This is a genomic window from Parageobacillus sp. NEAU-HV-2 (assembly GCF_059115485.1).
Genome location: NZ_JBXUJJ010000005.1, coordinates 72,898 through 98,826, shown reverse-complemented (window position 1 = coordinate 98,826; position 25,929 = coordinate 72,898). Strand labels below are relative to the sequence as shown.

Sequence of the window (25,929 nt, the reverse complement as noted above, 5' to 3'; positions counted from 1 at the left end):
TTTAAACATAATTTCCATGTTCGTCTATTCCTATTGGATAATATGGCATTTTTTCAATAATTCTAAATAGCTCCTCATGTTCACCTGACAACCAATCAACACAAAAATCTTTTGGATTTACATAGTATTCATTTTCCTCATTATCGTTTAACTTGTCACACTCAAACCAATATTTCCTAAATACGGCAATTACTCTTCCGCTAATACTTAATTCGTATTCATATCTCTCTTTGTCAAGATTCGGATCTAAAAATTCCTTTTCTTCTTCAATTGCCTCTTTTAATTCTTTTACATATTTTTGAAAAAGTATTTCATAGTCGTTCATTATCATGGCCTCCATTCATCAGGATAATATCTTTCCTGTTTACTACGATTGTTTTCTGCAACTAAAAATTTAAGCGAAATGCAATGAAAAAGTTTAGCACCCTATGTTCCATAAAAGTAAATATAATCCATATACCAATATAAATTATCTTACCCTATAAGGCTTGACATGGATCCTCTGCGTGCATGGATTATTTTGCGAAGGCCGCAGCACAAAAGGAGTTCGCAGAGGCAACCAGCCTACCATGCACGCCACTCCATGTAAAGCCGTGTCTCTGAAATTATATTTTGTGAGAAAACTGACCTGTTTTGTTTCCAATTTAGTGCTTAATTTTTATCTTGCATTTTGCTAAAGTTTTATTTTGCATTAAACAATTCGGCACTACGCTCCCAAACCAAAATAGCCATAGAGGAGATCTCCCCTATGGCTAAATCTTATTCATCTATACCTAAATATTGTTTCGCATTAATTGTTGTTTGGTATAAGAGAACGGGTTTCTTCTTTAATAGTTCTTTAAGACCTTCGAGTTCTAATGATGGATTTATTATTTCTGAAATGTTCGCTTCTAATGATGAAACAATAACACTACTTTCATTTATTCTATCAAGGTCAAGACAGTCAACTTCCTTACCTTCAACTTTGAAATAGAACCTACATCTAATATCACCGTCAACATCTCGTGGAAGCTCTAGCCCTTTTATGATTTATGCATTTGTCGTCCTAATTTTAAATTTGACTTTGTATATCGTTTAGCAGCTTTCTTAACGGTTCGTTTTACTGCTTTTTTTATTAAGGATTTGGCTACTTTTTTAGCAACAATCCTTCCACCAACGGAGACCAAGATAATTATATAAGGATTCTCTCCATCTGGGTCGGTTAACATCACCGAATTGTTGTTCGCATACGTATATCCGTTCTGCGTAAGGATATCGTCCGCATCTCCTGGGTCTGGATCCAAGGAAAGGAACACGCCATGCGCTGGATGATAGTATCGGGCAATTAAGTAATAGAGAGCCACTTCTTAAATGGTTAATTCCCTGCTACAGCTTTTTACTCCATCTGAAGAGAAGGAGAGCAAATATTTTATGGAGTTTCCTTTCTTGATAACACTCATTGCTGAACTAGATTTAGGCTTATCTTATAATGTCCTATTCCCAATCCCTAATGCTTCTTTCCCCTTTAATCTTCCGTTCTTTCAATTGTTTTTCCCCGTTCTTATATATCAAAAACCCCCTTCATTTGGTCACTGCGATTATAAAACACAACTATCGAGTGTCCAATTTCATCAGGGGGTTAGTAAGGATATAACTATGAGCAGTATTTAAAAATATCTAAATGGTGCCGCAGTTGGTCAAGCATATACGGTAATGTAGAAATGTGTATATGCAGACTGCTACTAAAAAAATCCTCGCTGTGTAAATCCTTAAACTGAACCTGAACAATTCCTCCTCCACTATTGTGGATTTGCACTACAACATTTAGTTCCTTAGATTCTGAATGAAAAACTGCTTTACCTTCTTGTTCTCTGTATATTTTCTTTAAACTTTCATAGAAATGAAAGATATCATGATTGTCAAAATGAAAGTGAACCGTTTCAGCTATAAAGCCACTACCTTTTAGCTTCACTTTTCCTGTAAAGTAGCATCCACCAAAAAACGGATCCCCTTCATTTTCAAAGTCCGTGATAATTAGCTCTAGGCTTCGATCTGCGTCTTCCTCACATACAAATACTTTCATGCTTTGCATCCTTTCTACCAGTTATATTGGTTACTTATATGGCTCATAGTGGAAATGACGTACCCGTTTGGTTCTCTTATTATATACAACTGTTAACTGATATTTTTTATACTTGTAATTTCTGGGATCGCCTATGGAATGTCTTGCTTTTTCTAACTTATGCATGGTTATAGTATATTTATTATAGCCTTTAGCCCCATCTCTGGATTTCTTACCATAGACAATTGCTCTTGCTAAAATCTGTCTCGGAACATAGCGGTCCGAATTTTGCATATGTTTAAACGCCGTGCTATCAAATATCATTTTTTTAGCAATTGACTTCACTTTATAAGCTCGATATAGTGCCTTACCTGCTTTGAATCCAACTCCCCCGATAAGCCCTACACCTACAGTAATTGCCGCAGCCTTCCATCCACCTTTTTTAAATGCCTTATATCCATCATAAACCGCAAACCCTGCATTGATGGCCAGCCAGACCCAATGCCCATCCGGATCCACCAACATCACCAGATTGTTGTTCGCATACGCATACCCATTCTGCGTGAGAATATCACCCGCATCCCCTGAGTCTGGATCCAAGGAAAGGAACACACCGTGCCCTAGACAATAAGAAAGCTGCTTAACGGAACCCCATAGGATAAAAAAACAGAAGGACGAATTTGCGTCCTTCTGAAGAAAAATTTTAAACTGTCAATCTGGTGAAAAATGATTCAACTTTGATAATATTTTAGAGCTATTCATTATGCCTCTCTTAATTTTACAGAGGTATAACGCTTTGAATTTTTCTCGTAAAGCGCTATTTCATCATCACTTATCCACATTAAATGACCTAAAAACCTATCGTAAATAAGTTCATCGGGTTCAGTTGACACTATTTTTTTTTCAAGTAATACTTTATCTTTTCTATCTTTAATCACCATCTTTATTGTAAAATCATACAGATCGTGATTACAATGTACCTCAGCTTTGTATTTTTTATTTGGACTTAATTTAGGCTTGTTCCAAATAAACTCATTAATATAGTTTAACTCCTTTACTCTCTCATAAGCTTCTTGAAAAGGATTAGGATCCCAATTTTTTTCTCTAATAACAAAATCGAGGCTATTTTTCAACAGTTCTAGGATCTCTATTTTTTTTTTGTTATCTGGATACTCTAGAAATTCTTGAATATTATATGGCACTAAGACTTGACAAAAACCATCAAAACATCCTAATAGTTTCATCTCGGAGTAATTACCACAATGGAAATTTAACTGCCTACAATCAGCGGTTTTATATTTTTTATCAAAGACCCGTTCATACAATTTGGTAATACATCTAGTTTGAAAAGAAAAACTTTTTTTAACGTCGGATATCCCTTCTTCTCCTAATAATAGAAATGTTTTCAGTAACATAGCTTACCCCTTTCTTTATGTTATCACGGTCTGACATGAAGATACATATTACCCCCAGCTTTTCTCACTGCATAAGCTCTTCCTCTCTCCCACTTTAGAGCTTTCTCTCTTCCATAAATATTTCTCTTAACAATCCGAGCATAGTATCTTTGATACCCCGCTTTTTTATTCCACTTATTGACCTGACGGTTAGCCCTAGGTGATGTACCGTTTTTGTTTAGCTTAGCACCACTAATACCTACTTTAACTATACGTTTTTTACCGTTAACTATTTCATAAATTTCATACCCATGATGAATCCTCTTTGAGAATCGACTATTACCATGCACAGCTTTAATAATTTTACTAGCAGCTTTGAACTTGCCACCAAAACCAACAAAATTGATAGCCGCCGCAGCCGCGACACCTTTCCATCCCTTTCCCGACTTGTATGCCTTATACGCATCATAAGCTGCAAACCCTGCATTGATGGCCAACCATACCCAATGCCCATCCGGATCCGCCAACATCACCGGATTGTTGTTCGCGTACGTATAGCCGTTTTGTGTGAGGATATCGTCCGCATCCCCTGGGTCCGGATCCAAAGAAAGGAACACGCCATGCGTTGGATGATAGTACCGGGCAATCAGATAGTAGAGCCCCGTTTCGTTGTCATATTGATATCCCGCATAGCGGTATGGATTTTCATCCGCCACAGCGCCCGATTTTGACAGAAGGTTGCCCCACGCATCGTATTGGTAACGGGCCACGATGTTTCCTTGCGCATCCGTTAGGGCAATGACATCGCCATGGGCGTTATAGTGATAAAAGTACGTCGCATTGCCTTTTTTCATGGCAAGGAGTTGCCCGTTTTCTCCGTATATATATGATCTTACCACATTTCCACTTGCGTCCGTTTCATACAGGACGTTTAAGCTGTCGCCTTAGTAATGGTAATTCGTAATGACGCCATTCACATTCTTTTGGATGCGCCCGCTGTCTTCACTGTACAATAAAAAGGTTATCCCTTAAATCACGGGATAACCTTAAAAAGGCTAAATACATTTTTGATTTTGTTTCTCGTAGTAAGAATTAATAAGCATTTCCACTATATTATTACTACCAATCAGACCAATTGGATTTTTTATTTTTTCCCCTTCCTCTTTAGAAATAGGCTCTAATTCTGCTATTGGTGTATTCGCATCCCCTCGACTCACAAAATATTCCTTGCCATTGTAAAACACAAAATCAGGTAACTCATATTCTTCAGGGTTGAATTTCCCTTTAGACAATTTCCTAATAATTTTCCATTCTTTATTAACGATTCCATATATTCCACTGTTAATAGTATATAGAACAGAAAGTTTTTCAAATTGATTACTAAAGTTTTTTATATCTAATATTTCATTAGTGAAGATATCGAAATATTGTATATAGATGTCATCCTTTAATCCTTTTCCTTTTACTACTAAACCATAAGCATATTTTTCAATTTCTTTAAGCGGGATTGCGAATACAATACCTGGTTCAATATTAGGCGTCTTTCTTTTCTTTTTCAATTTAAAATTTACATCGACGATTTCCATTTCCCCTAATTGTTCATTAATATTTGAATCAAGTTGTAAAGCCTTCAAAATTAATGCTTCCAATTCAGCTACCGTTGGCATTCTTTCTAAATCTTCTTGATAAATTTTTTTGATTTCTAAGAGCGTATCACTTAACAAATCGATTGCATCATCACTTAAAACAACTGTTTCCTTGTTCTTTATGCTTTCCCAAAATGACATTGTATCACCAACCATACCATCTTATTACTACTTTTTCTTGAGTCAATAGCTTATCTAAATTGTTATAAAAAAGACGACACTGCTATAAAGCAAGCAGGTCGCCTAGATTGGTTCTATCGTACTGTTTGCTTTTGCTTTATTTTTTCAAACCAATTTTCTGCAACATCCAAATATGGTAAAACATTCTTAGCTATTCGAATAAATTCTGTTTCCTCTAAATTTTGGTTTTCGTTATCGAATTTAAACCAATCTTTATCTCCATTTTTATTATTCATTATTCTAAAACGATTGTTTAAGTGAAAAGCATTCATCTTTTGAAATGGTCGAACTATACCATCAACTATCACGTTTCCTTCCTCATTAACCCTTGCTACTCCAACTTCTATTATAAATCCTCCTCCCCATTTATCAAATTGAAACGATAGCAAATAACCTAACTGACCTTCTTGCTTCCTAAAATGAGGAAAAGCCCCTTTAAATCCCCTGTTTCTTAATTCTGGGACAACTATTTTTTTTAAAGCACTAACCATTTTATCCTTATTAGATAACATAAAGATCCCTCCTTTACTCTTTAAAAGCTTTCACGATGTATACTATATGATATACCATGTTTCTTTAAAAGTTTTCTAAGATTTCTACTTGGTCCTACTTTACCTGTTCTTGAGCTTACGTAGAAGTTCCAGTGCACCCTTTTTACTTTTCCATGTTTTAATAACCATGCATCCTTTGCAATCTGTGCTCTCGTGAAAGCAGAAGCTGAAACCCTTCCCACTTTCACTTCATGTAATGTACCATTTTTTACAATATCAGCTCGTCTTGTTGTTTTTCCAACACTAAATATTCTTTGAAGATGGGCTGGTTTAGCCCCTAATCTTCTAGCAAGATATGTCTCAGCAGCAAATCCAGCTTCTCTAGCTGCTTTTAATCTTCCTCCACCGACAAAACCGATAGCCGCCGCAGCTGCGACACCTGTCCATCCTTTTCCCGACTTGTACGCCTTATACGCATCATACGCCGCAAATCCCGCGTTGATAGCCAGCCATACCCAATGCCCATCCGGATCCACCAACATCACCGGATTGTTATTTGCGTACGTGTATCCATTCTGCGTCAGGATATCGTCCGCATCCCCCGGGTCTGGATCCAAGGATAGGAACACACCTTGTTCTGGGCGGTAGTACCGGGCAATCAGGTAATAAAGACCCGTTTCTTTGTCATATTGGTATCCCGCATATCGGTATGGGTTTTCCTCCGCCAAGGCACCGGATTGAGAGAGAATATTCCCCCATGCATCATATTGATAACGGGCAACGATGTTTCCTTGTTCATCCGTCAGGGCGATGACATCGCCATGGGCGTTATAGTGGTAAAAATACGTTGCTGTGCCTTTCTTCATGGCAAGGAGTTGTCCGTTTTCTCCGTATATATACGATCTTACCACATTTCCGCTTGCATCGGTTTCATACAGAACGTTTAGGCTGTCGCCTTGGTAATGGTAGTTCGTAATGACGCCATTCACATTCTTTTGGATGCGTCGGCCGTATAGGTTCTAGGTAATAATGTTTTTGCTGTCCCTTGAAGCTCTTTTAATGCCAAATAAATTTTCTCATCATCATCCTTCGGCCCAACTGCTAAGCCTGTCGGCTTCCCCGCCACACTAAACGGATAACCCCCAAAAATTAAGCCAGATGAAATCATGAAAGAACCTCTCTTCCTTATTTTTGAGAAATCATGCAACCAACCAGTTAGGTTTGTATTATTTTTCTACTTGCCTTGGCGACTAATGAAATTGCATTGTGATTCTCATCACGATAAACTAACTTTAGTAAATAAATATTTTCTATAGACCTAGAAATACTTAACAAATATTTGCTTTTATCTCCATAAATATAGCAAACACATATCAATTATCCACTAAAACCTAAATAAATAATTATTTACTAAATGCCAATGCGTTTTTAAAAAAGAAAGGATGTATGCAATGACACGGATTCAAAAAATCGCCGAAAGCTTTGCTCAACTTCTTCCTCTGTTTGATAACAAAGTTTTCAAACCGATCATCCAGGCTACCCCGATTCCGAAAAAAAAATCGGATTTAACTCATTTGCAGTTTCACATTTTGGAAACTTTGTTCCATGCAAAGACAGGGATCTCGATGACGGAGTTGGCCCAACACTTGAGAATTTCCAAACAGCAGTTGACCCCTCTAATTCGAAAATTGGAGGAAAAAGACTATGTGGTAAAAATGCAAGATTCTACTGATCGGCGAGTTGTTATACTCATGCTGACTGAAAAGGGGAAAGACATCGTAAAAAAGCGGTGGGAGGAAATTTATCATCTATTTTGTGACAAGTTAGGGAAACTCAGCGAGGATGACTTGATAGACTTGGACTATGTGATCACCAAAATGATTCGAATTATGGGCAAGCTCGAGTAAGTTTCATTTCTGAACGGCGTATGTACATGAAACAGTGGAAGCTAAAACGTACAATCTATCTCAAAAATAACAATTTGCCAATTAACCTTAGGAACTGTCAAGCTCGCTGGATGAAGGAGAAACCGGTCTCCCACCTCTGCATAAATGTAGGTGGGAGACTCCATCTATTCATTGGAATGGCCTTTTCTTCGCTCCATCTCTTCTTTTGTATAAATGATTCGCATCGGATTGCCGGCGACAAACGCTCCGGCCGGCACATCTTTATGGACGACCGTGCCGGCGGCGACAACGGCGCGATCGCCAATCACCACTCCCGGAAGAACGGTAGAATTCGCGCCAATCATCACTTCGTCGCCAATGATGACATCGCCGAGACGGTATTCATCAATTAAGTATTCATGCGCCAAAATCGTCGTATTGTAGCCAATGATGCAATTACGGCCGATTTGAATTTTTTCCGGAAACATAATATCAGGCATGACCATAAAGGCAAGCGCCGTTTTTTCGCCGATTTTCATGCGCAAAAACGTGCGGTACAGCCAGTTTTTCACCGCTAAAAACGGCGTGTAGCGCCCGATTTGGATGATGATGACATTCTTAAACACTTTCCAAAACGACACGGTTTTATAAATTTGCCATAGAGAATTTGCTCCTGACACCGGATATTTTGTCGTCCGTCTCACCCGTTATTTCACTCCTACAATCGTCAATAAGTCGCTCATTTTTTCAAGCATAAAATCCGGTTCATATTGTTCCAAATACTCCCGTCCTTTAATCGCCCATGCCACTCCGGCCGTTTTCGTGCCGGCATTTTTTCCTGCCAAAATATCGTGATAATTGTCGCCGACCATTAACGCTTCATCCGGCGTTGATTGCAGCAAATCCAGCGCTTTATAAATTGGCTCTGGGTCCGGTTTCGGGTGCTTGACATCATCGAGACCAATGACACACTCAAAAAACGGCGCAAGCCGCGTTTTTTGCAGTCCCATCACTGCCGTTTGATGGATTTTCGTCGTTACGACTCCGAGGCGGAACCCATGCTGGTGCAGCGTTTCGATCGTTTCATACACCGTTTCAAATTCGCGGATGAGCGCGTCATGATGCGCAAGATTGAATGAGCGATACGTATCAACCATTTCTTGCGTGCGCGACGGATCCAATGCGCTGAACGTTTCATGCAGCGATGGGCCGATAAATGGCAATACATCCTCACGTTTGTATTTGCCGGGATAGTAGATTTCCAACGTATGCAAAAATGATTGAATAATGAGTTCATTCGTATCAATTAAGGTTCCATCGAGATCAAATAAAATAGTGCGAATCGTCATTATGCGGCTTCCTTTCTTTTTGTTTCAACAACAAGATTCCAAATAAAACTTATAAGCATGGTTAATAAAATAGCGGTGGCCAGCCGAATGACAAGCAGCGGCCATACCGGAATTCCAAGCGGAACAAATACGAGCGTATCTTCCACAACGGCGTGACATGACACAAGAAAAATAAAGGCCAATGTTAAATCACGTTTCGATACGCCGTCTTCTTTTACCGCCTGAATCATCACCCCCGCGCCGTACGCTAAACCGAACACGAGCCCAGCTGCCAATGTCAAAGACGTGTTTTCTTTCATGCCAAGCACTTTTGTCACCGGCGCCATCCAACGCGAAAAAATATGGATCCATTTTAACTCTTTTAATATTTGAATTCCAATCATAAGCGGAATAACGATCACCGCCAACTGCACGACCCCAAGACACGCTTTTTTTACCCCAGCAAGCAAAATCGCGCCCCAGCTTGTCAACTGCTCTGGAGAATTCGAAATAAAGCCGTATTGTGCTGTTTCGCTCCCCCCATGCCAAAGATAATGAATCAATAGAGCGGAAACAAGCGCGAGCCCGATGCGAACAATAATCATTAGCGCAATACTCATACCGGTGCGCGATGCGACGGTCGACTCGATAAGCAAGTTATGAGAAAACGAAAGCATGATCGCCAAAATTAATACTTCTTTTACCGTTAAGTCCAATGTTAAAATCGCGCCAATTCCGGCGTACAAGTTTAATAAGTTGCCAAGCACAAGCGGTATCGCCGCATCCCCCGGCAAGCCAATCCATTTCATGAACGGAGTGACAAGCTGAATAATCCATTGCAATACCGGTGTATGCTGCAAAATCGATACGATTAACGTAATCGGAAAAATCACTTTTCCAAGCGTCCACGTCGTTTGCAAACCGACGAAAAACCCGCGCCGCAATATGCCAACCATCTCTTTCTCCCCTTTGTTAATCTCGATAACGCTCCTTGGCTAATCCTTTTGCTCTGCGAAATATCCATAAACATACGGCAAGGATAATAAGCGCAGCGGAAACGACTTGCGCGATGCGAAGGTGACTTGTCAGCATGAGACTATCGGTGCGCATCCCCTCAATGTAAAACCGGCCGATCGAATACCAAATTAAATAGCTGAGAAATAGTTCTCCGCGCCGCAAATTGACGCGCCGCAGCCACAATAGCAGCAAAAAGCCGGCAAAATCCCAAAGCGATTCATATAAAAACGTCGGATGGTAATATTGGCCGTTAATATACATTTGGTTAATAATAAAATCCGGTAAATGCAAGCTTTCAAGAAACTCCCGCGTCACCGGACCGCCATGTGCCTCTTGGTTCATAAAATTGCCCCAGCGCCCGATCGCCTGCCCTAAAATAATGCTTGGCGCCGCAATGTCCACCAGCTTCCAAAACGACAGCCCTCTCACTTTCGCAAAAACGGCCCCTGTCGCGACCGCGCCGATCAATCCGCCGTGAATCGCGAGACCGCCCTCCCAAATTTTCGGGATTTCCGATAAATGTTTTGAGTAATAATTCCACTCAAAAATCACGTAATAGGTGCGCGCGCACAAAATCGCGATGGGCACGGCGAACAAGACAAGGTCGACGAACGTTTCTTTTGGCAGTCCACGCCGTACCCCTTCTCTTGTCGCTAGCCATAGCCCGATTAATACTCCCGTTCCGATAATCACCCCGTACCAGTAAATGGTGATCGGACCAAGATGCAAAAAGACACGGTCTAGCGGCTGAATCGTCGAATTCATCGATTCTCCTCCTAACTATTATTCGTAATCGTGCTCCCCATCTTCAATCGCATCGGTCAAACGAGCAGAAAACTCCTCTGCAGCGTTGACTCCCATCCGCTTCAAACGGAAATTCATCGCGGCCACTTCGACAATCACAGCTAGATTTCGTCCTGGCCGAACTGGTATCGTTAATTTCGTTAATTCTGTATCCAAAATTTTCACTTTTTCTTCCTCAAGGCCAAGACGGTCATATTGTTTATTCGGATCCCAAAGTTCCAAATCAATCACTAACGAAATGCGTTTATGCGTCCGTACCGCACCGGCGCCAAATAACGTCATCATATTAATAATGCCTAACCCGCGAATCTCAAGCAAATGCTCAATCAACTCCGGCGCACTGCCAACGAGCAGTCCTTCATCTTCCTGGCGGATTTCGACACAGTCGTCCGCGACAAGGCGATGGCCGCGCTTGACTAGCTCGAGAGCCGTTTCACTTTTGCCGACCCCGCTTTTTCCCGTGATTAATACGCCGACCCCGTACACATCCACCAACACGCCGTGCACCGCCGTTGTCGGAGCGAGCTTGCTCTCCAAATAGTTCGTCAGCCGGCTCGCAAGACGGGTTGTCTTCATCGTCGAGCGCATCACCGGCACCGATTGCCGCTCAGAAGCTTCAATCAGCTCTGGCGGAACTTCCAGTCCGCGCGATATGATAATTCCCGGCGTAATATCCGTACAAAGCCGCTCCATTCTCATTCTTTTCTCTTCCGGACTTAACGTTTCATAAAATGACAGCTCTGTTTTGCCCAATAACTGAATGCGCTCGGCCGGATAATAGGCAAAATAGCCGGCCATTTCAATGCCTGGGCGAGACAAGTCGCTCGTTGTAATCGGGCGGTAAATGCCTTCCGCACCGCTGACTAACTCTAACTGAAACTTTTCAATAATGTCTTTCGTACGCACTTTTGGCATGTCGGCATTTCTCCCCTTTCTTTGTCTTTTTCCATTTTAGCACTTTTCTTGCATTCATTGAACGGAAAACATGGCCGCAAACAAAAAGAGGCGGAAAGCTCTTTTTGTTCCGCCTCTAACCGCTTATTTTTCCCGCAGCGGTTCAATAATCGCTTTTTGAATAAGCAAATGGAAAAAGGAAAGAACGATCGAAGCCAACAGCGCGGTGCCAAATCCGTTGATTTCAAACGCATTACCCATCAACGCGGCCGTCATCATCAAGGTGATCGCATTAATCACGAACAAAAACAATCCGAGCGTCAAAATCGTCACCGGCAGCGTAAGTAAAATTAAAATCGGACGCACTACCGCATTTAATATCGCTAAAATCATGCTGGCGATGAAAGCGGAGCCGATGCTGCTAAATCGAATGGAATCAAAATATCCATCAATCGCCACCAATAATACCGTATTCACAAATACGCCAATTAACCAGTTGAGCATCTTATCACCATCTTTTTATGATCACTTTCGGCTACTTGTCGCCGTCTTCAGCCACATGTAGGGAAACGGATCCGGCTTTGGAATCCGCATAAATATGAAACGGCGGTTTTGCCTCGTTTTTACATTGAAAACGAATGGTTTTTTGTGCGGTTTCTTGCTTTTCTTCCACTATCAATGCGTTCGGATGACGGCACACTAATCCACCAAGATTTGTTCTCATTTCTCCTTCCAAGCATATATCACGCGGCAGCAGCAACGTAATGTTTCCCGTTACCGTTTTTCCGGTCACGACTCCATCTTCTCTTTCCGTCGCGTACGTAATTCCGCTGCTAAACGTGCGCAACCGCGCATACCGATAATGGCCATCGAGCTTAATTTCACCATGGATCGTTTCCGCTTCGACTTCTTCAAACGTGCTGCGTTCAAGCACGATCGACCCATTGGCCGCTTCCAGCTCCGCCTCTTTGCCGACAAGGCGGTGCAGCGCCATATTACCATTCACGTTTTTAATGTACAGCTTATCCATTTGGACGTCTTCTATATTTATATTGCCATTAAGCAAGCGAAATTTTGCATATTGAAGCGATGTTTTTGGAATATAAATAACGGCATCGGTTTTCATAAACGGTTTCGACACGGAAAAGCGCAAACAACCATCCTGTACAAAAAATACCGCCTCTTCGGTAAAGGCGCGGTGCGCTGCATCCGCCGATTCCGAACGGTACACTTTCGCTTCGCACTCAACGCAGACGTCCGTTTGGTCCCATGGCACCATCTTGATATGTCCGTTAGCAATGTACACGTCAATTTCCTGCAGGTCGGCAGCGCTTTGTTGAAAAAGATGTTTTACTTCAAACGCGTTGGCAAGTTGGAAATCAAATTCTTTTACCTTTTTGACGGCCATATCGAAAACGTCAAACAGCTTTTCTTTTAAAGACATCATTTTGAAGGAATGCTGTTTGGCATCCGCATGCGGTCCGGACGTATAGGACGATGATGAAAAACCGTTATCGTTCTTTTTTTGATCTAACTGCTCCAGCAGCAGCAACGCTTCTTCCACCGTCAGCTTTCCTTCTTTGACCATGTTGAGTATGCGCTTTTTCTCCTCCACGGGACGCTCCCCTTTCCTTACTTATTTTAGGACTTGAATGCCCCTAATAATATTCCAAATGACCACAACCAAGTTGACGATCCCTGCTACAATAAAACCACCAATCCATACTAGGCCGCTGCCGACCCAAAATGACACGTCACCGCCTCCCCCTGTCCATCCAACAAAAATAGCGCCGATGATAAACAATAAAATGGTCGTGACTGGAATCAAATGGGAAATTAGTGCTTTTTTTGCATGGTGTTTTACTTCCGGATGATCAGTAACAAAGTAAACGATAATCGGAAAAATGAACCCGGCAAAGAAAATGCTGAAGTAGCATAAGGATGCAAGCACTTTATTGGCATTCACCAAAAATTCCTCCTTTTGTTCTATATGATTTATATACGGCGGCAATGCAGAAAAGTTTCGCCAGACATACGGCCACTAAAAAACGGCAAAGGCTTATGCCCTTGCCGTTTCATACAGCGTCCGCATGCGCTCGCGGTCGCGTTCCAATATCGGTTTTAAATAGCGGCCGGTGTAGGAGTTTTCTGCTTCTGCCACTTTTTCCGGCGTTCCCGTTGCCACAATTTGTCCGCCATGCTCGCCGCCTTCCGGGCCAAGGTCGATAATGTAGTCCGCTGTTTTAATGACATCGAGATTGTGCTCAATGACAAGCACGGTATCTCCGTTATCGACTAAGCGCTGCAATACTTTCAATAAACGGGCAATGTCGTCGACGTGAAGGCCGGTCGTCGGTTCGTCCAAAATATACAGCGTTCGTCCGTTCGAGCGGCGATGCAGCTCCGCCGCCAATTTGACGCGCTGCGCTTCCCCGCCGGATAATGTCGTCGCCGGCTGTCCAAGCTTCATATAGCCGAGCCCGACATCATAAAGCGTCTGCAATTTCCGTTTAATTTTCGGGATATTGGTGAAAAACTCGAGCGCATCTTCCACCGTCATTTCCAGCACTTCGGCAATATTTTTCCCTTTGTACGTCACTTCCAACGTTTCGCGGTTGTACCGCTTACCATGGCATACTTCACACGGAACGTACACATCCGGTAAAAAGTGCATTTCAATTTTAATAATCCCGTCGCCATGGCACGCTTCACATCGCCCGCCTTTGACGTTGAAGCTGAAGCGGCCTTTTTTGTAGCCGCGCACTTTTGCTTCGTTCGTGGCGGCAAACACTTCGCGGATATCGTCAAACACGCCGGTATAGGTCGCCGGGTTCGAACGCGGCGTCCGTCCGATCGGTGATTGGTCGATGTCAATCACTTTTTCTAAATGCTCCAGTCCTTTAATCGTTTTATGTTGGCCTGGTTTTGCTTTGGCACGCTGCAGTTTTTGCGCCAGCGCCTTATACAAAACTTCGTTGACAAGCGTGCTTTTTCCCGAACCGGACACGCCGGTGACCGCGACAAACGTGCCGAGCGGAATTTTCACCGACACGTTTTTTAAATTATTTTCTTTTGCGCCGACAATCTCTAGCCATCGTCCATCCGGCTTGCGCCGTTCAGCCGGAACCGGAATAAACTTTTTCCCTGACAAATATTGTCCGGTCAGCGAATTTGGATTGTTCATCACCTCTTGCGGTGTCCCGGCGGCGACAACTTCCCCGCCGTGAATGCCCGCACCCGGTCCGATATCGATTAAATAATCGGCGGCAAGCATCGTGTCTTCGTCATGCTCGACGACAATCAGCGTATTGCCGAGATCGCGCATGCTTTTAAGCGTCGCGATCAGGCGGTCGTTGTCGCGCTGATGCAGTCCGATCGACGGCTCGTCCAAAACATATAGCACCCCTGTCAGCCGTGAGCCGATCTGCGTCGCCAGGCGAATGCGCTGCGCCTCCCCGCCGGAAAGCGTCCCGGCGGAACGATTCAACGTCAAGTAATCGAGGCCGACGTTTTTTAAAAAGCCAAGCCGCTCGGTAATTTCGCGCAAAATGAGATGGGCGATTTTCTGTTCTTTTTCACTCAGCGTCAAATTAGCGAAGAACTCGAGCGCCTCCGTGACCGACAACGCCGTCACTTCGCCGATATGTTTGCCGCCAACGAGCACGGCAAGGCTTTCTTTTTTCAAGCGGTTTCCTTTACAAGTCGGACATGGCTGTTGTGCCATATATTTTTCCATTTGCTCGCGGATGTAATCAGAGCTTGTTTCGCGGTAGCGGCGTTCGACATTTGGAATAACGCCTTCAAAAACGATATATTGCTCGCGGATTTGCCCGAAATCGTTCTGGTAGCGGAAGTAAATTTTCTCGCCACTGCTTCCGTATAAAATTTTGTCAAGCTGCTCTTTCGGCAAATCTTTTACCGGCACATCCATGTCAATGCCGTAATGATTGCACACTGCCTCCAACAGCTGCGGATAATATTGCGAGCTTTGCGGCTCCCAAGGCGCAATCGCATGTTCACGCAGCGTCAATTCGGCATTTGGGATGACTAAATCCGGATCCACCTCAAGCTTCGCGCCAAGCCCGTCGCAGTCCGGGCAGGCCCCGTACGGACTGTTAAACGAAAACAGGCGCGGCTCAAGCTCGCCAATCGAAAAACCGCAGTACGGGCAGGCGTGTTTTTCGCTAAACAGCAGTTCCTCCTGCCCAATGACATCAATCAGCACCTTTCCATCGGCCAGCTTTAGCGCCGTCTCCAACGAATCGGCCAGCCGCGAAGCGATGCCTTCTTTCATCACGATGCGGTCCACTACTACTTCAATCGAATGTTTTTTGTTTTTTTCCAGTTCAATGTCTTCTGTCAGCTCCCGCATTTCTCCGTCGATGCGCACGCGTACATATCCTTGTTTGCGGATATCTTCCAGCGTTTTGGCGTGCGTCCCTTTCCGTCCGGACACGATCGGAGCGAGAATTTGCATTTTTGTCCGCTCCGGATAGGCAAGAAGGCGGTCGACCATCTGCTCGATCGTCTGCGACGTAATTTCAATACCGTGTTCCGGACAAACCGGGCGGCCGATGCGGGCAAACAACAGCCGCAAATAATCGTAAATTTCCGTCACCGTCCCGACGGTCGAACGCGGATTGCGGCTTGTCGTCTTCTGGTCGATCGAAATCGCCGGCGACAGCCCTTCAATCGCATCGACATCCGGCTTGTCCATTTGCCCTAAAAACTGCCGGGCATACGCCGACAGTGATTCGACATAGCGCCGCTGGCCTTCCGCGTAAATCGTATCGAAGGCAAGCGACGATTTCCCCGAACCGGAAAGCCCCGTTAACACAACGAGCTTATCACGGGGAATTTCGACATCAATATTTTTTAAATTATGTGCTCTTGCTCCTTTGACGATGATTTTATCGGTTGCCATAGACTGATAATCATCCTTCCGCTTTTAACTCGAAAATAATGTCGCGCAGTTGGGCAGCCCGTTCGAAATCCAACACTTTGGCTGCTTCTTTCATTTCTTTTTCCAAATCGGCAATCAGCTTTTCCCGTTCTTTCTTTGTCATCTTGCTGTAAGACGGTTTCGTGTCGTATGTTTCTTTTTCTTCCGCAGCGTACGTCGCGCGGATGACATCGCGAATTTCTTTCTTTACCGTCTGCGGCACGATGCCGTGCTCACGGTTATACGCCTCTTGAATCGCACGGCGCCGTTTTGTTTCATTAATCGCAATTTCCATCGATTTCGTAATCGTATCGGCGTACATAATGACATGGCCATTCGCATTTCTTGCCGCGCGGCCAATCGTTTGGATCAGCGAACGTTCGGAACGCAAAAAGCCTTCTTTATCCGCATCCAAAATGGCGACAAGCGATACTTCCGGAATATCTAGCCCTTCGCGCAGCAAGTTAATCCCAACGAGCACATCATATTTGCCGAGCCGCAAATCGCGAATGATTTCAATGCGCTCGAGCGTTTTAATTTCCGAATGCAAATACGCCACTTTAATGCCGACTTCTTTCAAGTAATCCGTTAAATCTTCAGCCATTTTTTTCGTCAGCGTCGTCACGAGCGTGCGTTCATTGCGCTTGATACGCTCCTGAATTTCCCCAATTAAATCGTCAATTTGCCCTTCAATCGGGCGGACGTCAATCGTCGGATCCAACAGCCCGGTCGGACGAATAATTTGCTCGACAACTTCCGGGCAATGTTCGAGCTCATACGGACCAGGAGTGGCGGAAACATAAATAATTTGATTGATTTTTTGTTCAAACTCCTCAAACGTTAACGGGCGGTTATCGAGCGCAGACGGCAGACGGAAGCCGTGATCGACAAGCACTTGCTTGCGCGCCCGGTCCCCGTTATACATGCCGCGGATTTGCGGCAAGGTCACATGCGACTCATCAATGATAATCAAAAAATCGTCAGGAAAGTAATCGAGCAACGTATACGGCGTCGAACCTGGCGGACGGAGCGCCAAATGGCGGGAGTAGTTTTCAATTCCTGAACAAAAGCCCATTTCCCGCATCATTTCTAAATCATAGCGCGTCCGCTGCTCGAGCCGCTGCGCTTCGAGCAGTTTCCCTTGTTCTCTTAATTCGCGCAGCCGCTCTTCTAACTCTTTTTCAATATTTTCAATGGCAATGCGCATTTTTTCTTCCCGCGTGACGAAGTGGGATGCCGGAAAAATCGCGACATGCTCTCTCTCGGCGAGCACTTCGCCTGTTAGGGCATCCACCTCGCGAATGCGGTCAATTTCATCGCCAAAAAACTCGACACGGATGCAATGCTCGTCCCGTGAAGCTGGGAAAATCTCGACAACATCGCCGCGAACGCGGAACGTTCCGCGCTGAAAGTCAATGTCGTTTCGCTCATATTGGATGTCGACTAGGCGGCGCAGCAAAGCGTTTCGCTCGATTTCCATGCCGACGCGCAGCGATACGACAAGCTCGCGGTATTCTTCCGGCGACCCTAAGCCGTAAATGCATGACACGCTGGCGACAATAATGACGTCGCGCCGCTCAAACAGCGCCGATGTGGCCGAGTGCCGCAATTTATCAATTTCATCATTAATTTTAGCATCCTTTTCAATATACGTATCCGTCTGCGGCACATACGCTTCCGGTTGATAATAGTCATAATAGCTGACAAAATATTCCACAGCGTTGTTTGGGAAAAACTCCTTTAGCTCGCTGTACAGCTGCCCTGCCAGTGTTTTATTATGGGCAATCACAAGCGTCGGCTTGTTTACCTCTTTAATCACGTTCGAAATCGTAAACGTCTTTCCTGTCCCCGTTGCACCTAATAGTGTTTGATGTTTGACGCCGTTGCGAATTCCCTCAACTAATTTGGCAATCGCCTGCGGCTGATCTCCTTGCGGCTTATACGCCGACACTAACTCAAAACGGTCTTCCACCGACTTGACCTCCTGTTTCTTTCATCTTAATTTTTATTGTAACACATTGCTAAAAAAGATGCATAAAAAATGCGAACTTATATTCGTTCCAAAAAAACAAACCGTTTCCAACAGAAAATGGCGAACAGCACTTACGCCATTCGCCATCTCCTCTCTTATTTCTTTAACCGCTTAACCATTTTCTCTGCGTATAAAAAGCCAACTGTCGTCGAAACAATATCGGCTAAAATTTCATGCAGCTCATCCGTATATCCTTTAAAATAGGAGGCAACGAGCAATGCGACGGTCAATAATGTTCCAACATAATGGTTGTACGTCACACGGGTGAATAATAGGACGAGCAAACATGGTACGATTAACGCCACAATAAACCACATATGAAAAACCCCTTATTTAGACGGCTTCCGATGCCCAATTTTCTCGTTCTTTCACAAACAGCAAGCCAAGCTCATGATGTTCATCCTCATATAGCGCTCCTTGGACGAAGCGAACTTCTCCCTCTTCATCGACTACTTCTAATTTACAAAATGCTCGGTTTCGTTGCAACGCTTCGTAAAACTCGGTTTCTGTTTTTACCGGTATTCCGTTTACTTTCACAATCACCTCACCGATTTGCAGCGCCATTTTTTCGGCCTTCGAGTGCGGAAGAATCCCTAAAATGACAAGCCCTTGTTCCCGTTTCGCAAAATAAGGAGGCTGCGAGCGGTCTTGGTGGTGCTGGAAAAACGCCAGCCATTCCCTGCCAAAGAAGGCGAGCGCAACGGCTACAACCGCCAGCGGCACATACCAGTAGCTAACGACGGCCAATGCACTAACAACGACGGCCAAAAGCAGCACTCTCTGCCCGGTTAGGCGCACCGACACATGCGGCAGCATCCCTTGCATGCGTTGGGAAAATCCGAGCAAAAACGGAACAAGCATCAATGAATAAGCATCATCTCCTGCCGGAAACAACGGCCACCAGGAAAGCGGAGACGGAAGCTCTCCCGTCACCGGCAGCAGCACCGGAACAAACCAAAGCCGCTGGGACCAATGTTCGCCAACCGTCAACCCGCGCTTGCTTTTCGACAGCTGCGGCGAAGTTTCCGCCGCGCCGTCGCGTAAAATAAGCCATGCCTCTACCAGCAGCAATAACGCAAGCAAAATCACAAGCGCCGCCATATTTGTCCGGCCTAGCTCCGGAAAAAACCGCTGTAAAGTGGAATGATGGCTAAACAGGCTGATGATGAAGAAGGAAATCCCGATCGTATACGCTGGGGAAAGCAGCCGCATTTGCATCGTCAAGCCAATGATGATCGTCACAAGCGTAATGAGCAAAATCGTGTCACGCGGAACCGCCATGCCGGCCATCACTGTTACCAGCGACAACACCGCTCCGGCGACAAGGCCGTTTCGCCAAAAAAATTTGCTTTCTTGAAACATGTCATAGACGCGAATATGAAAATGGCTTCTTTCCCGCTTTACTCGACGCCATCCGACAACAAGCGCCAGCGCGATCCCGTAGTAAAACAACGGCTGCATCAATAGACGCCCAATGCCGCGGAGCGCCTCCCATGCCCATACCGACATACCGCCATCACCTCGCTATGTTCGCGATTCTTTTATCTACTATTCTACCAAATCGCCTAGATAAATCCTATGCTGGCATGCATATTTTTTTCATATCTTTTGCCGACCACTGACGGATTCTTCCGCATAACCACTTTCTTTGCCGAATCGACACTAGTTTTGTCAAGGAGAAAGGAATTTGTTTTGCGATGGAAAAAATATAAAACAAGATGAAAAAGGAGGAATCGTGAAAATGGAATTAAAAACAAGCAGCGTCGCCGCACGTCTTGGCGTATCGCCAAAAACGATTCAGCGCTGGGTCCGCAAATACAACGTTCCATACCGCAAAAATGAATCAGGCCATTACGTCTTCGATGCTGAGGCCATCGCCTTGCTCGAACAGATTAAATTTGAACAAAGTGCCACACTAGAACCGTATGCTCGCCGCGAACAAACAGAAAAGCCGCAACATCAGTTCTCCGCCGACGCGTTGTTTCAAGCATATGTCGAACCGCAGCTTGACCAGTTTGCCTCCCGCCTCCAACAGATCGAGCACAAACTCGACCAAAAAGCCGATGATGTCGTTTCCGTTCAGCTTTTGCATCATCGCCAAGAAATTGAAGAACTAGTCTCCCATCTTCGCTCGCTCGAACAACGCATTGCCCGCTTAGAGGAAAGCGCTAATAAAGCACAAGCGAGTACAACGGAAAATGCAAAGCAAAAAAAGAAACGCCGCGGTCTCAGTCGCATTATGAGCCTATTTGCCTAAAAAATCTCCTTCTCTCTTAAAAAGAGAGAAGGAGATTTTTTAGGCTCTGTTACACGTTAATGTTGAAAAATATAGGGAACCCCAAGCAGTATGTAGGGTTTCCCTATCCTGTTAAATGAACCTCTCCCACCTACACTCCGTTAAGAGGTGGGAGACTTCTCGGTAAATATGCCGTTTATTACCATCAGGCAATTTTACTATATAAAAAGATTATTAATCCACAAATCAGTGCTACTCCAACGAAGGTGAATAAGAAAAAAAGAGGAGAACCTACTGTCCCGAAAGCAACTTCATTTTGAAGTGTTTCTACTTTTTCCCATCCATTTGCAATATCAGGTTTGTAGTTACTTGTTTTTATATAACCGACTAACATCATTCCAACTATATAGATTAAATGAATTATAAAGGAAACAACCAATGCTTGAATAACAATCTTCAATTTAGAACACACCCTTTCATATCCTACTCATAATTAGACGACCACCAACAGAGAAAGAAGGTTCAACATAGCGTTTTACCTATTGATAAACTTGTTCTTTTTTGTATGTGGTAATTTATCAATATGCCTTAGTAGATTGCTGAACGCTTTGCTCACCTTTACAACCGCCTCGAATGTTTGTTCTTATAAGCATTGTATCAAGATTTTGGAAAGGCATCAAATATCAACATTATTCTTTAAAAGACTTCCTTCACATCTTCTTCACCTATTTTTTATTATTTTTTAATAATCCTTATTTATAATGAATGATGCTTTACTAAAGTTACATCAAAAAGGAGCGAAGGAACATGGAGCGGAACGAACGAGTTGCCATAGGAATTGCCGTACTTCTTTTAGCCATTTACCTTTCTCCGCTTTATGTGTTAGGGGAAAATGCGCATATTCGAGTTCATGACAACATGGATTCGAACATCGCCTGGTATAAAGTGCTGACGCGAAGCGGTGAGCTGTTCGGTCCGATTAACGCAACGATTCCGCAAGTGATTAATGGCCTTCCGCGCAATGCGTTCGGCACCGAATTCAGTGGCATCGTTTGGCTCCATGCGCTGTTTCCTTCGATGGTAGCTTATGCGCTTAGCCAGACGATTACCCGCGTTTTTGCTTTCATTGGCATGTATTTATTGTTAAAGAGGCATTTCCTGCCTGCGAAAGAGTCCTATCTCATTCGCGTCGGCACATCATTGGCATTCGCGCTCACTCCGTTTTGGCCGTCCGGAATGTTAAGCACACTTGGCATGCCGCTGGCGCTATGGTCATTTTTAACGATCCGAAAAGGCGAAGCGACATGGAAAGAATGGCTCGTTCTTGTGCTCCTGCCGTTTTACGCGAGTTTTGTTCTTGGCTTTTTCTTTTTCCTTACCGCCATGGCACTGCTGTGGCTGCGTGACGTCATCGTCCGCAAAAAATGGAACTGGCCGTTTTTCGGCGCCATCGCATTGATGACAAGCGTGTTTCTAGCGATTGAATATCGGCTCGTTTATTCGCTTTTATTTGGCGAAGAACCAACGAGCCGAAACGAATTTCTTTCCTCGAGACTTAGTTTCTTTCATTGCGTGCGGCTTACGTTCAAAAACTACTTGTTTGGCCATACGCATGTGATGACCGTTCATACATTTGTCATTCTGCCTATCTTATGGATCGCTTTCTTTTTTGCTTTGACTAAACGAAACGAAACGCTGGAAAAGCGATTTCTTTTTCTATTCGTGCTGAATTTTGTATTATCCGTATGGTACGCGTTTTGGTTTTACAAGGGATGGCAGCCGTTAAAAGAACGCATTTCTTTACTAAATACATTTAACTTTGCACGGTTTCACTTTTTGCGGCCAATGGTGATCTATTTAGATTTTGCGTTAGCGCTGCAAATTCTTTGGAAACAGAAAATCGGGTGGCGTCGAATTGCCGCCGTCGCTCTTGTGCTGCAGCTATTGATTCTTGGCGGCTTTAATGAAGAGATTCGCTACCGCCGCATTGGGACGCCTTCGTTTAAAGAATTTTACGCCGAGCATTTGTTTAACGAAATCAAAAACTATATCGGCAAACCACAGCATTCTTATCGCGTCGCAAGCGTCGGACTCCATCCGGCCATCGCGCAATATAACGGGTTTTACACGCTCGATACATATAACAATTTTTATCCGTTATCTTACAAACATCAATTTCGTAAAATCATCGCCAAGGAGCTAGAGAAAAGTCCTGTCCTAAAAGATTACTTCGACCATTGGGGAAACCGTGTCTATCTATTCTCTGCCGAACTTGGGAAACATTATATGTTCCGCAAAACGTCTCATAAAAAAATTCATCATTTCGATATCAATACAACTGTGTTTAAACAAATGGGAGGGCGGTACATCTTTTCTTCCGTCCCAATCATGAATGCGAGGGAAATTCATCTTCGCTTATTGAGAACATTCGAAGATTCGCAAGCCGCTTGGAAAATTTATTTATATGAAGTGGAATAAAGAAGGAGGAATGAACGATGCAAAAACCGATTTTGACGATCGTCGTTCCTTGTTACAACGAGGAAGATGTCTTGCCGGAAACGATAAAACAGTTAACACATGTACTAGAAAATCTATTAGAGGAACATTTAATTGCAATCGGAAGTAAAATATTGTTTGTCGATGATGGCAGCCGTGACCGTACATGGATGCTGATCGAAGAAGAAAGCCAACGTAATCCATTCGTTACCGGCATTAAACTTTCGCGCAATTTCGGGCACCAAAAAGCATTGCTTGCCGGCTTGGAAACAGCAAAAAATGACTCCGACTGCGTCATTTCTATTGACGCCGATTTACAAGACGATATTTCCGTCATCCGTGAATTTGTCGTGAAATATTGGGAAGGATATGACATCGTTTACGGAGTGCGGCGCAGCCGCGATACCGATACATGGTTTAAAAAAGCAACCGCACAATGGTTTTATCGATTCATGCAAAAATTAGGCGTCCAATTAGTGTACAATCACGCCGATTTCCGATTAATGAGCAAGCGGGCGCTTGAGGAATTGAGCCGCTACACAGAAGTCAACATCTTTCTGCGCGGAATGGTGCCGATGCTTGGCTTTCGTTCGACGGAAGTATTTTATGACCGTAAAAAACGTTTTGCGGGAGAATCGAAATATCCATTAAAGAGAATGCTGGCGTTTGCGTTTGATGGCATTACCTCTTTTAGTATCGCACCGATTCGATGGATTACGTTCGTTGGATTTCTTGCTTTTCTTCTCAGCAGTGCTGCCGGCATATACGCGCTGGCTGTCAAATTGCTTGGCCATGCCCAATCAGGCTGGACATCCATCATGATTTCCGTTTGGTTCATCGGCGGCTTGTTACTAATGGGAATTGGACTCATTGGAGAATATATCGGAAAAATTTATCAAGAAGTAAAAAGACGGCCGCGGTTTACGATTGAAAAAGCGTTGCATTCCCCATCGTTCTCGCCACTTTCCAAAAAAGAAAAGGTGCAGCATTGAAAAAACGGGCAACGCCCAAGGTGGTTGCCCGTTTCGTTTCATTGAAACAACACTTTCATCGCTGTTTTTAGTTGTACATCATTGTTTTCGTCGCGAATGGCGTTCATCACTTTTGCTTGCAATACTTCGGCGGTGTTTTTATCGATTTTTCCGGTTTGTGGGAGTTTATTTGCCTTTTGGAATGCTTTTACTGCCGACTCTGTTTCTTTGCTGAAGTAGCCATCGGTACGGCCAGGGTCAAAGCCAAGCCCTTTCAACATTCGCTGGGCGTTTTTGACTTGCTCGCTATTCATATCAAACGCCAGCGCTTTTTCGATATGAAGCGGGCTGACATGGAAATAATCCGGCTGCTTTACTTCAACGTCCGGCTTAATTCCTTTTTTATGAATCCAATGTCCATCCGGCGTCAGCCATTTATAAAGCGTTAATTTAATGTTGCTGCCATCCTCCATCGGAATCGCTTGCTGCACCGTTCCTTTTCCGAACGTTGTTTCACCGACGAGCTTGTATCCTCCCGCTTCTTTCATGGCACCGGCTAAAATTTCCGAAGCGGATGCGCTGCCTTTGTCAATTAACACGACAATCGGATACGGTTTTTTCCCCGTTAAATCGGAATAAAAGCGTTGTTTATCGCCATTGCGTTCCTCGATTTGTACATATGGTTTATCTTTTGGAATGAAGTGTTTTAAAATTTCCTCCACGCTTTGCAAATAGCCGCCTGGATTGCCGCGCACATCAATGATTAACCCGTCGATATGATCATTTTCTAATTTCGCTAATTTCTTTTTAAAATCCTGTGCTGTATTTTCAGAAAACGACGTTACTTCTAAATAGCCGACTTTTTTCCCGTTATACGTTTTTACAGAATCATAAACCGTTTCAATCGGGATTTCGTCGCGGACTACTTTTACTTTAATCACTTCTTTTACGCCGGGACGAAGAATATCCAATTGTACCGTCGTCCCTTTTTTCCCGCGAATTTTCAACACGGCTTCATATAAATCAAGCCCTTCTAGGCTTTCACCATTCACCCGCAAAATTTGATCATTTGGTTTTAATCCCGCTTTTTCTGCCGGCGAGTTTTTAATCGGTGCGACAATCGTCACTTTTCCATCAATCATGCTCACTTCGGCACCGATTCCTTCAAACGAAGAGTCAAGCGACTCCGTAAATTGTTGGCTTGCTTCTTCGTCCATATAGACAGAATACGGATCGTTTAGCGTGCTTATCATTCCCTGAATCGCGCCTTGAATAAGTTTATCATCATCAACTTTTTCTACGTAGCGATTTTTAATCAGCTCATAAGCTTGTTTGACTTTCTTCAGTTCTTTCTCTTCATTGTTCGTGATCGCTTTATCTGGCGCAATAAGCGTTATGTCACGATTGCTGTCAGGTGCTGCAAGCTGCATGCCAGCATATGTTCCTCCGGCACCAACTAACATCGATAATGCCATAAGTGCTGCGGTTGTTTTTTTATTCACATTGTCTCCTCCTCACCCTATGCCATACAGGAAAGGCACCACACCGTAGGCCGTGCGATGCCTTTTATT

The 25,929-nt window shown here is 43.9% G+C and carries 25 protein-coding genes and 5 pseudogenes; 4 read left to right on the top strand and 26 right to left on the bottom strand.

What is annotated here, in order from left to right:
• Position 1: 1 nt before the first annotated feature.
• The 11 genes and pseudogenes from AC1WMD_RS10110 to AC1WMD_RS10060 form a co-directional block, all read right to left on the bottom strand.
• Complete coding sequence (locus tag AC1WMD_RS10110; RefSeq protein ID WP_006324135.1) at positions 2–325, bottom strand: hypothetical protein; 324 nt, start codon at positions 323–325, stop codon at positions 2–4.
• A 434-nt stretch (positions 326–759) separates the two neighbouring features.
• Positions 760–987, bottom strand: coding sequence for a hypothetical protein (locus AC1WMD_RS10105; protein ID WP_494257209.1), 228 nt, complete (start codon positions 985–987; stop codon positions 760–762).
• A gap of 196 nt (positions 988–1,183) precedes the next feature.
• Positions 1,184–1,346, bottom strand: a pseudogene (locus AC1WMD_RS10100) (RHS repeat-associated core domain-containing protein); the annotation flags it as partial.
• Positions 1,347–1,633: 287 nt separating this feature from the next.
• Positions 1,634–2,062: a WapI family immunity protein gene (locus AC1WMD_RS10095; protein WP_052351505.1), complete on the bottom strand. Its 429-nt coding sequence runs from the start codon at positions 2,060–2,062 to the stop codon at positions 1,634–1,636.
• A 477-nt stretch (positions 2,063–2,539) separates the two neighbouring features.
• Positions 2,540–2,659 (bottom strand): annotated as a pseudogene (locus AC1WMD_RS10090) (RHS repeat-associated core domain-containing protein); the annotation flags it as partial.
• A gap of 143 nt (positions 2,660–2,802) precedes the next feature.
• Positions 2,803–3,456, bottom strand: a complete 654-nt coding sequence (locus AC1WMD_RS10085) for a hypothetical protein (protein WP_014195316.1) — start codon at positions 3,454–3,456, stop codon at positions 2,803–2,805.
• Positions 3,457–3,479: 23 nt separating this feature from the next.
• Positions 3,480–4,445 (bottom strand): annotated as a pseudogene (locus AC1WMD_RS10080) (RHS repeat-associated core domain-containing protein); the annotation flags it as partial.
• A 45-nt stretch (positions 4,446–4,490) separates the two neighbouring features.
• Positions 4,491–5,222, bottom strand: coding sequence for an immunity 26/phosphotriesterase HocA family protein (locus AC1WMD_RS10075; protein WP_052351508.1), 732 nt, complete (start codon positions 5,220–5,222; stop codon positions 4,491–4,493).
• Between the two features lie 113 nt (positions 5,223–5,335).
• Positions 5,336–5,773: a DUF4304 domain-containing protein gene (locus AC1WMD_RS10070; RefSeq protein ID WP_052351509.1), complete on the bottom strand. Its 438-nt coding sequence runs from the start codon at positions 5,771–5,773 to the stop codon at positions 5,336–5,338.
• 20 nt (positions 5,774–5,793) lie between these two features.
• Positions 5,794–6,762 (bottom strand): annotated as a pseudogene (locus AC1WMD_RS10065) (RHS repeat-associated core domain-containing protein); the annotation flags it as partial.
• Complete coding sequence (locus tag AC1WMD_RS10060; RefSeq protein WP_043906059.1) at positions 6,738–6,920, bottom strand: hypothetical protein; 183 nt, start codon at positions 6,918–6,920, stop codon at positions 6,738–6,740. The pseudogene AC1WMD_RS10065 and the gene AC1WMD_RS10060, both read right to left, overlap by 25 nt.
• A 283-nt stretch (positions 6,921–7,203) precedes the next feature.
• Between AC1WMD_RS10060 and AC1WMD_RS10055 the strand changes: the two genes are divergently transcribed.
• Positions 7,204–7,659, top strand: coding sequence for a MarR family winged helix-turn-helix transcriptional regulator (locus AC1WMD_RS10055; protein ID WP_494257082.1), 456 nt, complete (start codon positions 7,204–7,206; stop codon positions 7,657–7,659).
• 164 nt (positions 7,660–7,823) lie between these two features.
• Here the strand turns inward: AC1WMD_RS10055 and AC1WMD_RS10050 are convergent, their stop codons facing one another.
• The 12 genes from AC1WMD_RS10050 to AC1WMD_RS09995 all read right to left on the bottom strand — a co-directional run bounded on the left by AC1WMD_RS10050 (position 7,824) and on the right by AC1WMD_RS09995 (position 20,164).
• Positions 7,824–8,342: an acyltransferase gene (locus AC1WMD_RS10050; RefSeq protein WP_494257080.1), complete on the bottom strand. Its 519-nt coding sequence runs from the start codon at positions 8,340–8,342 to the stop codon at positions 7,824–7,826.
• 3 nt (positions 8,343–8,345) lie between these two features.
• Positions 8,346–8,987: a pyrophosphatase PpaX gene (gene ppaX, locus AC1WMD_RS10045; protein ID WP_494257078.1), complete on the bottom strand. Its 642-nt coding sequence runs from the start codon at positions 8,985–8,987 to the stop codon at positions 8,346–8,348.
• A complete protein-coding gene (locus tag AC1WMD_RS10040; RefSeq protein ID WP_494257076.1) occupies positions 8,987–9,922 on the bottom strand; it encodes a nucleoside recognition domain-containing protein in 936 nt (311 codons plus the stop codon). Before AC1WMD_RS10040 ends, ppaX begins: the two co-directional genes overlap by 1 nt.
• 16 nt (positions 9,923–9,938) lie before the next feature.
• The gene (gene lgt / locus AC1WMD_RS10035) at positions 9,939–10,748 is read right to left on the bottom strand and encodes a prolipoprotein diacylglyceryl transferase (RefSeq protein WP_494257075.1); all 810 of its coding nucleotides are present in this window, start codon (positions 10,746–10,748) and stop codon (positions 9,939–9,941) included.
• 18 nt (positions 10,749–10,766) lie between these two features.
• Positions 10,767–11,702: an HPr(Ser) kinase/phosphatase gene (gene hprK, locus AC1WMD_RS10030; RefSeq protein WP_494257073.1), complete on the bottom strand. Its 936-nt coding sequence runs from the start codon at positions 11,700–11,702 to the stop codon at positions 10,767–10,769.
• A gap of 123 nt (positions 11,703–11,825) precedes the next feature.
• Positions 11,826–12,185 carry a phage holin family protein gene (locus AC1WMD_RS10025; RefSeq protein WP_043906066.1) on the bottom strand — a complete coding sequence of 120 codons (360 nt, stop codon included), beginning with the start codon at positions 12,183–12,185 and terminating at the stop codon, positions 11,826–11,828.
• A gap of 31 nt (positions 12,186–12,216) precedes the next feature.
• Complete coding sequence (locus tag AC1WMD_RS10020) at positions 12,217–13,296, bottom strand: DUF4097 family beta strand repeat-containing protein (protein WP_494257071.1); 1,080 nt, start codon at positions 13,294–13,296, stop codon at positions 12,217–12,219.
• Positions 13,297–13,317: 21 nt separating this feature from the next.
• Complete coding sequence (locus tag AC1WMD_RS10015; RefSeq protein WP_043906068.1) at positions 13,318–13,647, bottom strand: magnetosome magnetite crystal formation protein family; 330 nt, start codon at positions 13,645–13,647, stop codon at positions 13,318–13,320.
• A 93-nt stretch (positions 13,648–13,740) separates the two neighbouring features.
• Positions 13,741–16,605 (bottom strand): excinuclease ABC subunit UvrA, encoded by a 2,865-nt coding sequence (uvrA, locus tag AC1WMD_RS10010; protein WP_494257070.1) that lies wholly within the window; start codon positions 16,603–16,605, stop codon positions 13,741–13,743.
• Positions 16,606–16,615: 10 nt separating this feature from the next.
• Complete coding sequence (gene uvrB, locus AC1WMD_RS10005) at positions 16,616–18,595, bottom strand: excinuclease ABC subunit UvrB (RefSeq protein WP_494257068.1); 1,980 nt, start codon at positions 18,593–18,595, stop codon at positions 16,616–16,618.
• 155 nt (positions 18,596–18,750) lie between these two features.
• Positions 18,751–18,972 (bottom strand): CsbA family protein, encoded by a 222-nt coding sequence (locus AC1WMD_RS10000; protein ID WP_043906071.1) that lies wholly within the window; start codon positions 18,970–18,972, stop codon positions 18,751–18,753.
• 16 nt (positions 18,973–18,988) lie between these two features.
• Entirely contained in the window at positions 18,989–20,164 is a 1,176-nt protein-coding gene (locus AC1WMD_RS09995) for a PDZ domain-containing protein (RefSeq protein ID WP_494257066.1), read from the bottom strand.
• 232 nt (positions 20,165–20,396) lie between these two features.
• Here AC1WMD_RS09995 and AC1WMD_RS09990 point away from each other — a divergent pair, with 232 nt between their 5' ends.
• Positions 20,397–20,912: a MerR family transcriptional regulator gene (locus AC1WMD_RS09990; protein ID WP_494257065.1), complete on the top strand. Its 516-nt coding sequence runs from the start codon at positions 20,397–20,399 to the stop codon at positions 20,910–20,912.
• 184 nt (positions 20,913–21,096) lie between these two features.
• On the opposite strand, the gene AC1WMD_RS09985 is transcribed toward AC1WMD_RS09990, so the two are convergent.
• On the bottom strand, positions 21,097–21,351 hold the full coding sequence (locus AC1WMD_RS09985; protein ID WP_043906073.1) for a membrane protein: 255 nt from the start codon (positions 21,349–21,351) through the stop codon (positions 21,097–21,099).
• A gap of 31 nt (positions 21,352–21,382) precedes the next feature.
• Positions 21,383–21,507: pseudogene (locus AC1WMD_RS09980) on the bottom strand (IS1595 family transposase); the annotation flags it as partial.
• Positions 21,508–21,698: 191 nt separating this feature from the next.
• Here AC1WMD_RS09980 and AC1WMD_RS09975 point away from each other — a divergent pair.
• Both AC1WMD_RS09975 and AC1WMD_RS09970 read left to right on the top strand, forming a co-directional pair.
• Complete coding sequence (locus AC1WMD_RS09975; RefSeq protein ID WP_494257063.1) at positions 21,699–23,369, top strand: DUF6044 family protein; 1,671 nt, start codon at positions 21,699–21,701, stop codon at positions 23,367–23,369.
• A 17-nt stretch (positions 23,370–23,386) separates the two neighbouring features.
• Positions 23,387–24,379, top strand: a complete 993-nt coding sequence (locus AC1WMD_RS09970) for a glycosyltransferase family 2 protein (RefSeq protein WP_494257061.1) — start codon at positions 23,387–23,389, stop codon at positions 24,377–24,379.
• Positions 24,380–24,417: 38 nt separating this feature from the next.
• Here the strand turns inward: AC1WMD_RS09970 and AC1WMD_RS09965 are convergent, their stop codons facing one another.
• Complete coding sequence (locus tag AC1WMD_RS09965; protein ID WP_494257060.1) at positions 24,418–25,860, bottom strand: S41 family peptidase; 1,443 nt, start codon at positions 25,858–25,860, stop codon at positions 24,418–24,420.
• Positions 25,861–25,929: the final 69 nt, after the last annotated feature.